The organism is Castellaniella sp., from assembly GCF_004321985.1.
Lineage (GTDB): Bacteria > Pseudomonadota > Gammaproteobacteria > Burkholderiales > Burkholderiaceae_B > Castellaniella.
In genome coordinates this window covers 47,068-62,493 of sequence record NZ_SCQN01000039.1, presented here as the reverse complement: position 1 = coordinate 62,493, position 15,426 = coordinate 47,068, and the positions used below count along the sequence as shown (strand labels likewise).

Below are 15,426 nucleotides of genomic sequence, written 5' to 3'. Positions count from 1 at the left end.
CGTGTCCCGCCTGTCTGAAACGCCCCGCGCTGTACCACGCTATCGGAAACTGGTCTTCCTGACCTGGTTCCTGACGCTCGATCTCATCATGTTCGGTGCCTTCGTGCGCCTGACCGATTCAGGCCTGGGATGCCCGGACTGGCCCGGCTGCTACGGGCACCTCAGCCCGCTGGGCGCCAGCGACCGCATCCAGCAGGCGCTGCACGCCATGCCCTATGGGCCGGTCAGCGTCTTCCAGGCCTGGATGGAGATGATCCACCGCTACGCGGGGGCGACGCTGGGCACGCTCATCATCCTGATCACGGTGCTGGCGTGGCGCTACCGTCGCGCGCTGGCGCACGGCCCGGCATTGGCGACCACGCTGCTTGCGATGGTATGCCTGCAGGGGGCCTTCGGCGCGTGGACAGTCACCCACAAGCTCATGCCGCTGGTGGTCAGCACACATCTGGTGCTGGGCATCGCGCTGCTGGCCCTGATGACCTGGCTGGCGGCCCGCGAAAAATCGCACGACCCGGTGCCGGCCTCCGCCGGACATGGCCGCGCCTGGATGATTCTGGGGCTGGCCGTGCTCTTCCTGCAAATTGCCCTGGGCGGCTGGGTCAGCACCAACTACGCCGCGCTCGCCTGCATGGACTTCCCGACCTGTCACGGCCAGTGGCTGCCGCACATGGACTTCTCCGAAGGCTTTGCGCTGCTGCGCGGCCTGGGCAAACTGTCGTCCGGCGCCATCATTTCACAGGACGCGCTCACGGCGATCCACTGGACACACCGCAATTTCGCCATGGTCGTCATCGCACTGCTGGGTGCCATCGGCTGGCATTGGCGCCATACGCCGGGCCTGGCCGGACCGGCGCGCCTGCTGCTGGCGCTGCTCGCCTTGCAGCTCGCCACCGGGCTGACCACGATCTTCTTCCAATGGCCACTTCTCATCGCCGTCATGCATAATGGCGGAGCCGCAGGCCTGGTCCTGGTAAGCGTCACACTGCTATGGCGCCTATCGCAAGCTGGCAAACCCTCAGGAGTCGCTCCATGACGAGCACAACCGCCACCCGCACGCCCTCGTTGCTGCACCAATACCTGGTGCTGACCAAACCGCGCGTGACGCAGCTTGCCGTGTTCTGCGCCGTCATCGGAATGTTCCTGGCCACGCCCGCACTGCCAGATCTGTGGCGCGTGGCCACAGCCACGCTGGGCATCTGGCTGCTGGCGGCGGCCGCCTTTTCCATCAACTGCCTGATCGAACGGGAATCGGATGCCCGCATGGCGCGCACGGCGCGCCGCGCCACGGCCTCGGGCCAGATCACACCCCCACAGGTACTGCTCATGGCGGGCATCCTGGGCGGGGCCGGCATGTGGATCCTGTACGTCTGGGTGAACGCGCTCACCATGTGGCTGACGTTTGCCACCTTTGTGGGCTACGCCCTGATCTACACCGCCATCCTGAAACCGCTCACGCCGCAAAACATCGTGATCGGCGGCCTGTCGGGCGCCATGCCGCCGGCGCTCGGATGGGCCGCCATGGCCAACGCCGTACCCGCCGAGGCCTGGGTACTGGTGCTCATCATCTTCATCTGGACACCGCCGCATTTCTGGGCCCTGGCGCTCTACCGCCACCATGAATACGAAAAGTCGGGTCTGCCCATGCTGCCGGTCACCCACGGCATGAACTTCACCCAGCTCCATGTGCTGCTCTACTCCATCCTGTTGTTCGCAGCGTCCATCCTGCCCTATACCGTGCGCATGAGCGGCCCGGCCTATCTGGCTGCCGCCTGCCTGTTGAGCGGCCGCTTTGTCTGGAAGGCCTGGGTGCTGTATCGTCACTACAGCGATGCGCGCGCGCGCAAGCTGTTTTTCTATTCCATTCTTTATCTGGCGCTGCTTTTCGCGGCGCTGTTGTTGGATCACTGGGTCGGTCTGGTTCTGAGCGGCCCGGCGTTCCTGGCAGGATCCGCATGACCGCGTCACATTGCACCACCGATTCATTCTTCCGCACCCGCAGGACGCTCCTGGCCACGGCCATCGCCGCCGTGCCCTTTGCCCTGGCGGGCTGCGGGTCCAAGGCATCCGACCAGCCGCTGGCCTTCGAGGCCGGCAACGACATCACCGGCACCCACCTGGGCAGCGACCTGGACATGACCGACACGGCCGGCCGACACCGCACGCTGGCCGACTTCAAGGGCAAGGTCCTGCTGGTGTATTTCGGCTATACCCAGTGCCCTGACGTCTGCCCCACCTCCATGGCCATGGCGGCACAGGCCATGCAGCTGCTGGGCGCGAAAGCACACGATGTGCAGGTCGTCATGATCACCGTGGACCCCGCGCGCGACACCCCGAAGATCCTGAGCGCCTACGTACAGACCTTCGACCCCGCGTTCATGGGCCTGACAGGCTCGGAGGAACAGCTGGCCCGCACGGCACGCTCCTTCAAGGCGTCCTATTCAAAGGATCCAGGCCCGACACCGCAGCAATACGCGATGAACCACTCGTCGGCGTTCTATCTGCTGGATCGCACGGGCAACGCCCGGGCACTCATCAGCGCCAACACCACGCCGCAGGCCATGGCGCACGACATTCAGCTGCTGCTCTGAGCATCAGGCCGCAATGACGGCAGCGGCTCGTGCTGCCGCTCGCCGGATTGGAACTGCTGCCAGACCTCGACCGCGCGCAGGCGCTGGGCAACGATGGCATCGATCTTCTCGCGCAGCACCGGCAGATCCTGCAGCAGCCGCTTGAAGTCGCGCTCGTGCAGCATGAGCAGGCGGCTGTACCCCAGGGACCGCACCCGCGGCTGGAAATCATGCCCCAGCACCAGCGCCATTTCACCGAAGATCTGGCCGCTGCCCAACTCCGCCGTGGTCCCGTCCGGCAGATCCAGCACCACCGCGCCTGAAGCCACGAAATACATGGCGTGGCTGCGCCCGAGCTTGGTGTGGATTTCCTGGCCCGGGACGGCCAGCCTGGGCTTCAGCACCTGCTGAATGGCATGCAGCGTGGTTTCGTCCACGCCCTCGAACATCGACACCCGCTGGATCAGGGTTTCGGCGCTCAGGGTGATGTCCAGCGCACCCTGGTTTTCCAGATACTGCCAGCGCATGTCGACCTGGTTGATCAGGTCGGCGTAGGTCTCGCCGCTGATCAGGTTCTGCGCCAGCATGTCCCGGTACCGCATGCGCTCCATGGATCGCGCCATGCGCGCCAGATAGGCCTCCTGCAGATATTGGGCGTAGCTGGGGTATTGCAGCGCCAGCGCCTGCAGCGCGCCTTCGAGCCGGTCCAGGCGCCGCTGGTGGGCCTCGATGATGATCTCGGTGACCTCCGCCCCCAGCAAGGGCTGCACGTCGCTGCGGGCAAAGCGGATCAGGCGCCGTGCCACGGCCCACTTGCACATCAGGTTCGTGAACCGCTGGGTCAGTTCACGGCCCAGCCAGAACTGCCAACCAGTCAGATCATGAAGCCGGAGCGCCAGCCGCAATCCCAGGGAATAGCGCAGATCCCGCTCGATGGCGGCCTCGAAACCGGGCAAACCACCCACCCGCACAGCATCCCCTAGACGCTCGGCGCGCGCCAGCAGTGACTCTGCCGTGCGCCAGTCCACGACCTGCGCCTTCAGCGTCTCGAAGAACATTTCTTCCTCGCGGCCGGCGAGAATGCCCATGCCGACAGCCACCTTCTGCTCTTCGGCGAGCAGGCGGACCTGCCCCGCCCCCACACCCGCCTGGCCCGCATCGAAGACGGCGTGCAGGCGATCCATGACCTCCTGGCCGATATGCTCGTTGCGCGCAATCTCGTCGATCTTCAGACGCAAGGCCTCCAGCTCGACGACCTGGGCCTGATCCCGCAGCGTCCGGTCCACTGGGGCCAGCTGATTCAGGCCCAGACGGTAGATCAGCGGCCGAAGCGTCAGGCCATTGACGAACAGGGTCATGAGCACGAATCCCGTGGTCGCCACCGCGATGAACTGACGCGCATCATGGGGCACGGCCGGCTGCTCGGTCACCGCCAGCGCCAGCGCCAGCGACACGGCTCCCCGCAGCCCTCCCACCAGCATCACCACGCGATAGGAAGGGCTGACTTCGGTGCTGAGCCGCAGCCGCCCCAGCAGCGGCAGCAGCCCATAGACGATCACGGCGCGTGCACACAGGGTCACGATGAAAACCACCAGGATGAGCAGAACCTCCATCCAGGTGATCTCGGCCATCATGCGGGGAATCAGCATGGCCGCAAACAGGAAAATCAGGGAATTGGCCCAGAAGCCGAATTGCGACCAGGTGCCCTCGAGCTGTTCGAACGTCGTGGGCGACATGCGGGTGCGGCCCGTGGAACCCACCACCAGTCCGGCGACCACGGTGGCCACCACACCGGAGACACCCAGATAATGTTCGGCCACGAAGAACGTCAGGTAAGCCAGCGCGACGGTGAGCGTGATCTCGGCCGCCGGCCAGCCCCGCAGCCAGCGGAACAGGAGCCCGGTCAGCCGCCCCATGGCGAACCCCGCCAGCCCGCCGCCCAGGAAGCTCACCAGGAAGCTGCGCACGACCTCGGTCACCGACAGGGTGGCACCCCCGAACAGCATGCTGAGCAGCACCGAATACAGGGCGATGGACGCCGCATCATTGAAAAGCGATTCGCCCTCGACCAGCGTAGTCAGGCGGCGCGGCGCGCCCACCTCGCGAAAGATCCCCACCACCGCCACCGGATCCGTCGTCGCCACGATGGCGCCCAGCATCAGGCAGACCACCAGGCCATACGGCGAGATCGCCGCCAGCGAGAACCCGACTGCCACGGTGCAAGCCAACACGGCCACGATCGCCATCACCAGGATCGGGCTGATGTCGTCCATCAGCCGCCGGAAATTCATGGCCAGCGCGGCCTCGAACAGCAGCACCGGCAGGAAGACGTAGAGAAAGGTTTCCGACGAAATGTCGAAGTGCTGCAATGAATCCAGGAAGTCAGCCACCACGCCGGGCGCCCAGCCGTGCACATGAATCACCACGCCCAGCACGAAACCCACGATCGCCAGCAGGACCGAGTAAGGCAGCTTCAGACGGCCCGCCAGCGGCGGCATGAAAGATACCAGCGCCAAGAGCCCGGCCATACCAAAGACCAGCAGGCCAATTTTCATGTTCACGGATCGCGAGGATGAGACATCACTGAAAGAATAGCGGTTTTGGCCTGTCTTCGCCGCCCAAAAAAAAGGATGCCGAGAAGGCATCCTGTGAACATCTGCTTCGATAGGGAGGGGAAGAGGAGAAGCTGAAGCAGACGACAGAACAACGTGACCAAAGGTCAAGCATCAGTTCATGGTGGTTGGTCCACCAAACGGACGAAAAGTTCTCCACGTCGCCTGCTGGAAATGAAAAAATTTATGTCCGAAAGTCGGACTCCGCCCAGCAGAACCGATAACCGGCACGCGCGGTTCAGGCCGCCTGAAAATCCGGCTCCTGACCCGCCAGCGCCGTACGCAGCTTTTTCAGTGCAGCCGCCTCGATCTGGCGGACCCGTTCGGCCGAAATCCCGTATTCAGCGGCCAGCTCGTGCAAGGTGCTGCCCTCGTCAGCCAGCCAACGCGCCCGCACGATCCGCTGCGAACGCGCATCCAGCGTCTGCAGCGCCTGCTCGAGGTGGTCGCCCTGCAGGGCATCCAGCCCCCGCCGCGCCAGAACCTGGGCGGGTTCCTGCGCCGGGTCGGCCAGCCAGGAAACCGGCGCAAAACGGTCTTCGTCATCGACCGGCGCATCCAGCGCACAATCCCCTCCGGACAGACGCACTTCCATTTCGGCGACGTCTTCCGGGCGAACAGCCAGTTCACGCGCGATGTCGGCCATCCCGGACGGGCTCAGGCTGCCGCCGTCGGGGCGCATGCGGCGCAAATTGAAGAACAGCTTGCGCTGGGCCTTGGTCGTCGCGATCTTCACCAGCCGCCAGTTGCGGATCACATACTCGTGGATCTCGGCACGGATCCAGTGCACGGCAAACGACACCAGCCGCACGCCCCGATCCGGGTCGAAACGGCGCACCGCCTTCATGAGGCCAATATTGCCTTCCTGGATCAGGTCCGCATGCGGCAGGCCGTATCCCAGATACTGACGGGCAACCGAGACCACCAGGCGCAGGTGGGAAAGAATCAGTTCGCGCGCGGCATCCAGATCATTCTGGTCGCGCAGGCGGTGTCCCAGGTCGATTTCCTGGTCAGCCGTCAGCATAGGCAAGCGATTCACCGCCCCGATGTAGGCTTCAATAGAGCCCAACGCACCGGGATTGGAGATGGCCAGAGCAAGCTGGGCCGGCGCCAACGCCATGGACGACGAAGCATGGGTCATAGAGACGAGATCCTCCTGAGGGTTCCATCGATGATGTTAGCACTCTATGACGTCGAGTGCTAATACCAGCAGCAAAGTAGTTGGACGCCTCGAAAGGGGAAAAGTTCTGGGGATACTCCCCGCCGATCACCACCACACCACAGGCACCTGCGGCCCAAAACCATCCGGCCACCCAGCCCCGTCAGGGCAGCTCCAGCTCGGCGACCAGCGGCGCGTGATCGGACAGCCGCTTCCAGGGGGCCCCATGCAGGACGCGCGCGCGCCGCACTGCGAAGCCGCGCTGATAGATGCGGTCCAGCCGCAGCCACGGAAAGATGGCCGGGAAGGTCCGGGGAGGCGGTGTCAGCCGGGCGTGGCCATTGATGCCCAGGGTCGGCACCACGATGTGCGGCTCGCCGGGCCGCCAGGATAGACGCTGACGCAAGCGCGCCACCTTACGCCGCAGGCGATAGACCTCGTCCACTCCCTGGGGCGCCACGGCAAAGACCTCCGACAGGCCAAGCTGCTCCACGAACAGCGGCGCCAGCCGGTTGGTCCAGTCATTGAAGTCCCCGGCAATGAGCAAAGGCTCATTATCCGGCACCATCCGCCGGATCCGTTCGGCCAAGGCACGCACCTGGCGCATCCGCCCACTGGCCAGCAGCCCCAGATGGACCACTATGCAGTGGACCCGGGCATCGTCCACCTGGATCACGCTGTGCAGAAGCCCCCGCTGCTCCAGCCGGTGGTCCGAGATATCCTGGTTCTCATGGAACAGGATCGGGTAGCGCGACAGCAGCGCGTTGCCGTGGTCAGTCTCGGCGCGCACGGCATTGCAGCCATAGACGGCCTGCAGATGCAACGCCGCCGCCAAAAATTCATGCTGCGCGTCCAGGCTGCCATGCACTTGGTTTCGGCCCTGGACTTCCTGCAGAAACAATAGATCGGGGCGCAGACCGTAGAGCCCCAACCGAAGGTCAGCCAGCGACTCCCTCCCACCGGTCGCGGAGCGACCCTTGTGAATGTTGTAGCTGACGACCCTCAAGATGGACACAGAAGACTCCTACTTGTCCTCCGTCTGGCGCAGGCGGATGTGCAGTTCACGCAATTGCTTCTCGTCCACGGGCGACGGCGCATGCGTGAGCAGATCCTGGGCGCGCTGCGTCTTCGGGAAGGCAATCACATCGCGGATCGACTCGGCACCGGCCATCAGCGTGACCAGCCGGTCCAGCCCGAAGGCCAGGCCGCCGTGGGGTGGCGCCCCATACTGCAGGGCATCGAGCAGGAAGCCGAATTTCAGGTGGGCTTCTTCTTCGTCGATCTTCAAGGCCTTGAAGACCTTGGTCTGGACATCGGCACGGTGAATACGCTCCGAACCGCCGCCGACCTCCCAGCCATTCATGACCATATCATAGGCGCGCGCCAGCGCCTGCTCGGGATGTGTCTCGAGCAGGTCTTCGTGGCCTTTCTTGGGGCAGGTGAACGGGTGATGCGCGGCCGTGTAGCGGCCTTCGGCCTCGTCGTATTCGAACATCGGGAAGTCGATGACCCACAGCGGCTTCCAGCCGGCCGTGAACAGCCCGTGAGAGCGGCCAAATTCCGACAGCCCGATCTTCACCCGCAGCGCGCCCATGGCGTCGTTGACGACCTTGGTACGGTCGGCTCCGAAGAAAATCAGGTCGCCGTTCTGCGCTCCCGTGCGCTCGATGAGCGCACGCAATGCATCGGCGTGGATGTTCTTCACGATGGGCGACTGCAGGCCCTCCGGAATCGAAGCGGCATCGTTCACCTTGATGTAGGCCAGTCCCTTGGCGCCATAGATGCCGACAAACTGCGTATACGCATCGATCTCGCTGCGTGCCAGGCTGCCGCCAGACGGAATCCGCAGCGCCACGACACGGCTGGCGGGGTCATTGGCGGGACCGGCAAAGACCTTGAAGGCCACATCGCGCATCAGGTCGCCAATGTCCGTCAGTTCCAGGTTCACGCGCAGATCCGGCTTGTCCGAAGCGTAGCGGCGCATGGCCTCGCCCCAGGTCATGACCGGGAATGGATCCGGCAAGGCCACGTCCAGCACCTGCTGGTAGATGGTCCGCACCATGCCCTCGAAGATCTCGCGGATCTGGACCTCGTCCAGGAACGAGGTCTCGCAATCGATCTGGGTGAACTCCGGCTGCCGGTCGGCGCGCAGGTCCTCGTCGCGGAAACACTTGGTGATCTGATAGTAGCGGTCGAACCCGGCCACCATGAGCATCTGCTTGAAGAGCTGCGGCGATTGCGGCAACGCAAAGAATTCGCCGGGATTGACCCGCGACGGCACCAGATAGTCACGCGCGCCTTCCGGCGTGCTGCGCGTCAGCATCGGGGTCTCGATGTCGATGAAACCCAGCGCATCCAGGAAATTGCGGGCCACCATGGACACTCGGTAGCGCAGCATCAGATTGCGCTGCATCTGCGGCCGGCGCAGATCCAGCACCCGGTGCGTCAGGCGCGTGGTTTCCGACAAGTTGTCGTCATCGAGCTGGAACGGCGGCGTCACCGACGGGTTCAGGATTTCGATCTCGCGGCACAGGATCTCCACATCCCCCGACTTCAGCTCGGGATTGCGGGTGCCTTCCGGGCGCATGCGCACCAGCCCCGTGACCCGCAGGCAATATTCGTTGCGGATGCGCTCGGCGATGGCGAACCCGTCCTGATTGTCCGGATCGACCACGATCTGGGCCAGGCCCGCGCGATCGCGCAGGTCGATGAAGATCACGCCGCCATGATCGCGGCGGCGATGCACCCAGCCGAACAGGGTCACGGTCTGGTCGAGGTGGGCGTTGGACACCTCACCGGTGTAGCAAGTGCGGTTCAAGAATGACTCCGTCTGAGGAAATGTTCGAAGATCAGTGGGATTCGGGCGGGATGAACTGGGGAACCGGCGGGTCCAGATGCCGGGGCCGCTGCACGGCAGCGGGTGCCGCCACCCCCATGGAGACGATGTACTTCAGCGCCGTCTCGACCGACATGTCGAGGATCTGCACATCAGTGCGCGGCATCATCAGGAAGAACCCCGATGTGGGATTGGGGGTGGTCGGCACATACACGCTGACGTAATCGCCCTTGAGGCGCCCGGCGACTTCCAGGCAGGGCGTCCCGGTCAGGAAGGCGATGGTCCAGGAGCCCTGGCGTGGGTACTGCACCAGCACAGCCTCGCGAAACGCCTGTCCATTGGGCGCAAACAGCGTGTCGCTGACCTGTTTGACCGAATTGTAGATGGAGCGCACCAGCGGGATGCGTCCCAGCAGCGCCTCCCAGCGCGACAGAATCGCACGGCCGATGAAGTTGGCGAACAACAGGCCGGTGACCAGAATGACGATCAGCACCAGCGCCAGCTCGAAGCCCGGAATGCGCACCCCGAAAAGCGCTTCCGGCGACAGGAACGACGGCACCAGCGCCCCCAGCGTGCTGGCCAGCGTGACCAGCACCCAGACGGTCGCAATCAACGGCAGCCAGATCAGCAGCCCGGTAATGAAGTAGCGTTTGAAGAATCGCATGAACCCGTGGCCGGGGCGTCAGCCCGGTGTCGCGGCGGAAGAAGTGCCCCCGGACGTGCTGCCGCCATGTGCATGGCTGCCCGATGAAGCGGTGGTGCCAGAGGCGTGACTGGTGTGCGGACCGCCCCCGCGGAAATCGGTTTCGTACCAGCCGGAGCCCTTCAGCCGGAAACCGGCGGCCGTGACCTGCTTTTCATAGGTCTCGTGTCCGCAGGCCGGGCAGTGCGTCAGCCTGGGATCGGACATCTTCTGCAGCACATCCTGCTGATGCCCGCATTGGCTGCAACGATACACATAAATAGGCACAACCTGTGTCCCTTAATATTCAGTCAACCGGATTTTAGTCCTTTTTAGCTGAAGGAATTCGGCAGAAGAAACATGATGACGGCGACCAGCGTCGGAACGGCCGCCGCCCCAAAAAGCTTCAGCGGCGCGATGGTGCCGTCGGAAAAGCAGCCTTTCAGGATCGAAAACCCCGCCGGGTTGGGCGCATTGGCAATCACCGTCAACCCGCCGCCGGTAACGGCGCCTGCCACCAGCATGTAGCGCCAGAGTTCCCCGGTGCCCTCGACCAGCGACCCCAGGTACGTCAACGCGGCATTGTCCGTGATGGCGGTCAGCGCCGTCGCCCCGAAATACAGCACGATAGGCGACAGCCCTGCCAGCAGATCCTGGAGCCACCATTGCTGCATGCCGCCCAGGACCACCAGACCGGCGAGGAAGAACCCCACCATCAGTCCCTCGCGCAGCAGCAGCGGCGACTGATGCTGCTTGTAGGCCTGGGTATAGCCGATGAACAGCAACAGCAGCGCCATGAAAATGTGGATGTGATGCGAAGCCAGCACCACCGCCACCAAAAACAGCACATGCACGCCTATCACGGCGCGCGAGCACTCGGGCCGCTTGTCCCGAACCTCGCCGCCCAGCTGGCCGCCCAGCAGGAACGGGCGGCAAATGAGCGTCAGCACCAGGCTGTTGAAAACGACGGCCGTGACCGCACGCCAGCCGAAATGCGTCGCCATGAACGCCGTGTCCCAGCCGAAGGTCTGGGCAACCATCAGGACCGGGGGCGCCGCATACGCCGTGAGCACTCCGCCGATGGAGACGTTCACGAACAACACACCCACCGTCAGGTACTTGAAACCGTCCTGCCCAGAGCGGCCAAAGTACGACTGGCGCAGCAGCAGTGCGGCCAGCGTCATGGCCGCCGGCTCGGTGATGAGCGAGCCCGACAGCGGCACCAGCGTCATGACGACGAAGAAGCGCGCCAGCGCCGTCGGCACGGGCAACAGCCGAGCCACTGCGTCGACCACCAGCCGCACCAGTTCGATGATGGGGCGGCTGGCCGCCACCACCATGATGACGAAGACGAAAGCGGGTTCCGTGAAATCCCGGGAATCCAGATAGTGAATGGCGTCCCCGATTCCACCCGTCAGCCACATCCAGCCGAACAGCACGCATGCCCACATGCCGAATACCGCCTCGACTTCGGAGAGCACGTGCCACAGGCCGGCATGGGTGCCGCCCCGATCGGCCAGGCGGGCGAACACAGGGACGGAAAACGTATGGACGATGGCGATGGCGAACAAGACCGTCGCCACAATCTCGGTGTGACTGACCATGGAAGGATCCAGGAAGGTGGAAGATTCGGGCGGCGCTGCGCGATCCGGGAGGTATCAGGCCTTCTGGCCGGCGGTCTCCAGAATCATGCGGGCACCTTTTTCGGCGATCATGATCGTCGGTCCATTCGTATTGCCCGAAGTGATGCGCGGCATGATCGAGGCATCGACCACGCGCAGCCCCTCCAGGCCCCGGACACGCAGTTCAGGGTCCACGACGGCCAACGGATCGACGCCCATTTTACAGGTCCCCACAGGGTGGAAAATGGTGGTGCCGATCTGGCTGGCGGCCGCTTCCAGATCCTGCTGCGTCTGGATGGCGTCGCCCGGCAGGTATTCCTGAGGCTGGTACCGGGCCATGGCGGACTGGGTCATGATGCGTCGTGTCAGGCGCAGGGCGTCAGCCGCCACGGCGCGGTCCTCGGGCGTCTGCAAATAATTGCAGAGAATGTCCGGATGATCGGACACGTTGGGTGAGGTCACGCGCACATAGCCGCGGCTGGTGGGCTGAAGATTGCAGGGGGCCGCCGTCATCGCCGGAAAGGTGTGCAGCGGCTCGCCGAACTTGTCCAGCGACAGCGGCTGCACGTGGAATTCCACATTGGGGCGTACCCGGCCGTCGTCCGATCGCGCGAAGGCGCCAAGCTGGGAAGGCGCCATGGACAGAGGGCCGCTGCGGGATGCCAGATATTGCAGTCCCATCCAGGCCTTGCCCCACAGGGAATTGGCCAGCGTGTTCAGCGTGCGCGCGCCCTGCAGCTTGAAGATCATGCGAAGCTGCAGGTGATCCTGCAGGTTTTCGCCGACCCCCGGCAGATCCAGCACCAAAGGAATGCCCAGCTGGCGCAGGCGTTCCGCCGGACCTACGCCCGACACCTGCAAAATCTGTGGCGAACCGATGGAGCCTGCCGCCAGGATCAATTCCCGGCGGGCGCGGGCCCGCACCCGCTGGCCCTGATGCACGAGCGCCACGCCCAACGCGCGGCGCCCCGAGAATTCGATGCGCTCGACCTGGGCCCCGGTCATGACCGTCAGGTTCCCGCGCCCCATGGCCGGACGCAGAAAGGCCTGCGCCGCACTCCATCGCACCCCGCGGCGCTGGGTGACCTCGAAATAATTGCAGCCGAAGTTGTCGCCGCGATTGAAGTCCGGTGTGCGCGGGATGCCGGCCTGAGCAGCCGCGTCGCGGAACGCGTCCAGCACATCCCAGCTCAAGCGCTGGGATTCCACCCGCAGCGTGCCCGAACCCCCGTGGAATTCGCTGGCACCCAGGTGGTGGTCTTCCACGTCCTTGAAGAGCGGCAGCACCTCGTTCCAGGACCAGCCGGCGCAGCCTTCCTCGGCCCAGCGGTCGTAATCCGCCGCCTGGCCGCGCAGATACAGCATGCCGTTGATCGACGACGAACCACCCAGCACCCGCCCGCGCGGGTACCCCAGCGACCGGTAGTTCAGACCCGGATCCGGCTGCGTGTGGTAGCACCAGTCCGTGCGCGGGTTGCCGATACAGTACAGATAGCCGACCGGTATATGGATCCAGCGCCAGTCATCCACCCCGCCCGCTTCCAGCACCAGCACCCGATGCGACTGTGACAGCCGATTGGCCAGCAAACATCCAGCCGAGCCGGCGCCCACGATCACATAATCAAATTCCAGTACTGATGCGTCTGGCGACTGCTCAGCCATACTGTCTCCTCGGGATGCGGCTGGCACGCTGAAACGCCCTCCGGCCGTCTTTTCGTTGGCTGTCAGTCTAGTCTGATTCGTGCGGCGCTGCCAACGCGGCCACGCCGGCTGTGGCTCGCCGTCAAAGCCAGGGGCGCAGCACCGTTCCCGCCAGCGCGGCCACGATGAGCAGCACGCCGACCTGCATGTTGGCCCGGAACAGCCGCAGGCCACGCTCGGGCTTGCTCACGTCGAACACCGCCATCTGCCACGCAAAGTGGCCCGCGATCACGGCCATGACCAGGAAGTAAGGCTGGTCCATGCCCATCCCGGCACCACCCGCCACCCACAGCACCAGGGTGGCAGCGTACATGCCGCCGATCCAGCGCTTGCCCTGGGCGCCAAAGCGCATGGCCACCGACTTCAGCCCCAGCCGCAGATCGTCGCGCAGATCGATGTAAGCATAGATGCCGTCATAGCCGATCTGCCACAGCACCGTCCCCAGCCACATGGCAATCGCCGTCCACGGCACCACATCGCGAGTATCGGACCAGGCCATGAGCATGCCCCAGTTGAACGCTGCCCCCAGCACGGCCTGCGGCCAGTAAGTGAAGCGCTTGCACAGCGGGTAGATCACCACCAGCGGGATCAGCGCCAGCGCCAGCCAGCGGCTGTAGACGTTGATGGCCAGCAGCAGGGTGGCGCTGACGGCCAGTTGGGCCACGGCGAACCAGATGGCCGCCCTCAGGGTCAGCTGACCGCTGGTCAGCGGCCGGAAGCGGGTGCGTTCGACCAAGTAGTCGAAATTGCGGTCGAACATGTCGTTGAACGTGCACCCTACGCCGCGCATCAGCAGCGCACCCAGCGAAAAGATGATCAGCCGCCACACCGTCGGCCAACCGTCGGCCGCCTGCACCAGCGCAGCCAATGCCGGCAGCAGCGTGAGCCAGGTACCTACGGGCCGGTCCAGCCGGCACAGGCGTGCATAAGGCCCCCAGGAAGCCGGCAGCCAGCGCGCCACCCAATCATCCGCGTGCATGTCCGACAGATCGGGCCTGGCACGCGGCGAATCGGAGCCGGGTGCAACCACTGGCTACTTCGCTGGCCCGATCAGCTCGCCCAGGACCTGCACCCCGGTGCGGATACGGGCCTCGGGGACCGTCACGAAGCTCAGGCGCAGGGTATTGACCGGCGCCTGAACTCCCGCGTAGAACGGCGCCCCAGGCACGAACGCCACGTTGCGCGCGATGGCCGATTGCAGCAGCACACCGGTATCGATGCCAGGGCGCAGGGTCACCCAGATGAACATGCCGCCCTGAGGGCGAGTCCATTGGGCATCAGCCGGGAAATGCGCCTGCAGCGCATCCAGCATGTAGCCGCACTGCCGCCGATATAAGGCGCGGACCTTGGGCAGATGGTCCTTCAGAAACCCGGTGCGCACGGCCTCGTACACCGCCATCTGCGTGACCATGGCCGTATGCAGATCGGTGGCCTGCTTGATCTGGACGAGCTTGGAGATGATGTCACGCGGCGCCACCACATAGCCCAGACGCAGGCCCGGTGCCAGGACCTTGGAAAACGTACCCAGCCGGATTACCGTCGCGCCCGCCGCGCGCCCCAGGCGCAGCAGGCTGGGCTGGGGCTCGCCCGAATAACGCAGCTCGCCATAGGGATCGTCCTCGATGATCGGCAGCCCCAGATCGGCACAGCGCTGCACCAGTATCTGGCGGCGCTCCAGGTCCAGCGTCAGACCCGTCGGGTTCTGGAAGTTCGGCAGCACATAGATGAAGCGCGCATCGCGCACCAGGTCATCGTCCAGCGCTTCGGCCACCAGCCCGCGCGCGTCGGTGGGCACCGATTGGAACTGCGGATCGAACAAAGAAAACGACTGCAGCGCCCCCAGGTAGCTGGGCGCCTCGACCAGCACGCGTGAACCCGGATCGATGAAGAGTTTGCCCAACATGTCCAGCGCCTGCTGGGAGCCCGAGACGATGAGGACCTCGTCGGTCTCGACCTTCGCGCCTTCGCGCGACATTTCCTGCGCCACCCATTCGCGCAACGGCGTGTAGCCTTCTGTGCGGCCATATTGCAGCGCCACCGCCGGTTGAGTCTCCAGCACATGATCGAAGCCAGCCTGCAGCTCGGCGACCGGAAAGCCTTCGGGGGACGGCAAACCGCCTGCAAAGGAAATGACCTCGGGGCGTTCAGTGATCTTCAGGATTTCGCGGATGGCCGAGCTGGTGATCTGATTGGCGCGCTGCGAAAAAACGGTACGGTGAGTGGTGGACGTGTCCATGATGGGTTCCG

The 15,426-nt window shown here is 64.7% G+C and carries 13 protein-coding genes; 3 read left to right on the top strand and 10 right to left on the bottom strand.

The window, feature by feature from the left end; all coding sequences use genetic code 11:
- Positions 1-10: 10 nt before the first annotated feature.
- Genes EPN31_RS08085 through EPN31_RS08075 form a run of 3 tightly spaced genes read left to right on the top strand, consistent with a single transcriptional unit; the run spans position 11 to position 2,588 of the window.
- Positions 11-1,033, top strand: a complete 1,023-nt coding sequence (locus EPN31_RS08085; RefSeq protein ID WP_291771899.1) for a heme A synthase — start codon at positions 11-13, stop codon at positions 1,031-1,033.
- A complete protein-coding gene (gene cyoE, locus EPN31_RS08080; protein WP_291771692.1) occupies positions 1,030-1,956 on the top strand; it encodes a heme o synthase in 927 nt (308 codons plus the stop codon). The genes EPN31_RS08085 and cyoE overlap by 4 nt, the downstream gene beginning before the upstream one ends.
- Positions 1,953-2,588, top strand: coding sequence for an SCO family protein (locus tag EPN31_RS08075; protein WP_291771689.1), 636 nt, complete (start codon positions 1,953-1,955; stop codon positions 2,586-2,588). Before cyoE ends, EPN31_RS08075 begins: the two co-directional genes overlap by 4 nt.
- On the opposite strand, the gene EPN31_RS08070 is transcribed toward EPN31_RS08075, so the two are convergent.
- The 10 genes from EPN31_RS08070 to EPN31_RS08025 form a co-directional block, all read right to left on the bottom strand.
- A complete protein-coding gene (locus EPN31_RS08070; RefSeq protein WP_291771687.1) occupies positions 2,573-5,122 on the bottom strand; it encodes a cation:proton antiporter in 2,550 nt (849 codons plus the stop codon). The two genes, EPN31_RS08075 and EPN31_RS08070, sit on opposite strands and share 16 nt — an antisense overlap.
- Positions 5,123-5,417: 295 nt before the next feature.
- Positions 5,418-6,320, bottom strand: a complete 903-nt coding sequence (rpoH, locus tag EPN31_RS08065) for an RNA polymerase sigma factor RpoH (protein WP_291771684.1) — start codon at positions 6,318-6,320, stop codon at positions 5,418-5,420.
- Positions 6,321-6,501: 181 nt separating this feature from the next.
- Positions 6,502-7,353 carry an endonuclease/exonuclease/phosphatase family protein gene (locus EPN31_RS08060; RefSeq protein ID WP_291771682.1) on the bottom strand — a complete coding sequence of 284 codons (852 nt, stop codon included), beginning with the start codon at positions 7,351-7,353 and terminating at the stop codon, positions 6,502-6,504.
- 9 nt (positions 7,354-7,362) lie between these two features.
- Positions 7,363-9,156: an aspartate--tRNA ligase gene (aspS, locus tag EPN31_RS08055; RefSeq protein WP_291771680.1), complete on the bottom strand. Its 1,794-nt coding sequence runs from the start codon at positions 9,154-9,156 to the stop codon at positions 7,363-7,365.
- A 31-nt stretch (positions 9,157-9,187) separates the two neighbouring features.
- Entirely contained in the window at positions 9,188-9,838 is a 651-nt protein-coding gene (locus EPN31_RS08050; RefSeq protein ID WP_291771678.1) for a DUF502 domain-containing protein, read from the bottom strand.
- An 18-nt stretch (positions 9,839-9,856) separates the two neighbouring features.
- Positions 9,857-10,084: an FmdB family zinc ribbon protein gene (locus EPN31_RS08045; RefSeq protein ID WP_367188306.1), complete on the bottom strand. Its 228-nt coding sequence runs from the start codon at positions 10,082-10,084 to the stop codon at positions 9,857-9,859.
- A 104-nt stretch (positions 10,085-10,188) separates the two neighbouring features.
- Positions 10,189-11,460, bottom strand: coding sequence for a putative Na+/H+ antiporter (locus tag EPN31_RS08040; protein WP_291771673.1), 1,272 nt, complete (start codon positions 11,458-11,460; stop codon positions 10,189-10,191).
- Positions 11,461-11,514: 54 nt separating this feature from the next.
- Positions 11,515-13,140: a GMC family oxidoreductase gene (locus EPN31_RS08035; RefSeq protein WP_291771671.1), complete on the bottom strand. Its 1,626-nt coding sequence runs from the start codon at positions 13,138-13,140 to the stop codon at positions 11,515-11,517.
- A 121-nt stretch (positions 13,141-13,261) separates the two neighbouring features.
- Positions 13,262-14,158 (bottom strand): 4-hydroxybenzoate octaprenyltransferase, encoded by an 897-nt coding sequence (gene ubiA / locus EPN31_RS08030; RefSeq protein ID WP_291771669.1) that lies wholly within the window; start codon positions 14,156-14,158, stop codon positions 13,262-13,264.
- A 54-nt stretch (positions 14,159-14,212) separates the two neighbouring features.
- Positions 14,213-15,415, bottom strand: a complete 1,203-nt coding sequence (locus EPN31_RS08025; protein WP_291771667.1) for a PLP-dependent aminotransferase family protein — start codon at positions 15,413-15,415, stop codon at positions 14,213-14,215.
- Between the last annotated feature and the right edge of the window lie 11 nt (positions 15,416-15,426).

Excerpts from the sequence above, each read along its gene's own strand:
- cyoE (WP_291771692.1), top strand. The coding sequence starts at position 1,030 with ATGACGAGCACAACCGCCACCCGCACGCCCTCGTTGCTGCACCAATAC.
- EPN31_RS08075 (WP_291771689.1), top strand. The coding sequence starts at position 1,953 with ATGACCGCGTCACATTGCACCACCGATTCATTCTTCCGCACCCGCAGG.
- EPN31_RS08070 (WP_291771687.1), bottom strand. The coding sequence starts at position 5,122 with ATGAAAATTGGCCTGCTGGTCTTTGGTATGGCCGGGCTCTTGGCGCTG.
- rpoH (WP_291771684.1), bottom strand. The coding sequence starts at position 6,320 with ATGACCCATGCTTCGTCGTCCATGGCGTTGGCGCCGGCCCAGCTTGCT.
- EPN31_RS08050 (WP_291771678.1), bottom strand. The coding sequence starts at position 9,838 with ATGCGATTCTTCAAACGCTACTTCATTACCGGGCTGCTGATCTGGCTG.
- EPN31_RS08045 (WP_367188306.1), bottom strand. The coding sequence starts at position 10,084 with ATGTCCGATCCCAGGCTGACGCACTGCCCGGCCTGCGGACACGAGACC.
- EPN31_RS08040 (WP_291771673.1), bottom strand. The coding sequence starts at position 11,460 with ATGGTCAGTCACACCGAGATTGTGGCGACGGTCTTGTTCGCCATCGCC.
- EPN31_RS08035 (WP_291771671.1), bottom strand. The coding sequence starts at position 13,140 with ATGGCTGAGCAGTCGCCAGACGCATCAGTACTGGAATTTGATTATGTG.
- ubiA (WP_291771669.1), bottom strand. The coding sequence starts at position 14,158 with ATGCACGCGGATGATTGGGTGGCGCGCTGGCTGCCGGCTTCCTGGGGG.
- EPN31_RS08025 (WP_291771667.1), bottom strand. The coding sequence starts at position 15,415 with ATGGACACGTCCACCACTCACCGTACCGTTTTTTCGCAGCGCGCCAAT.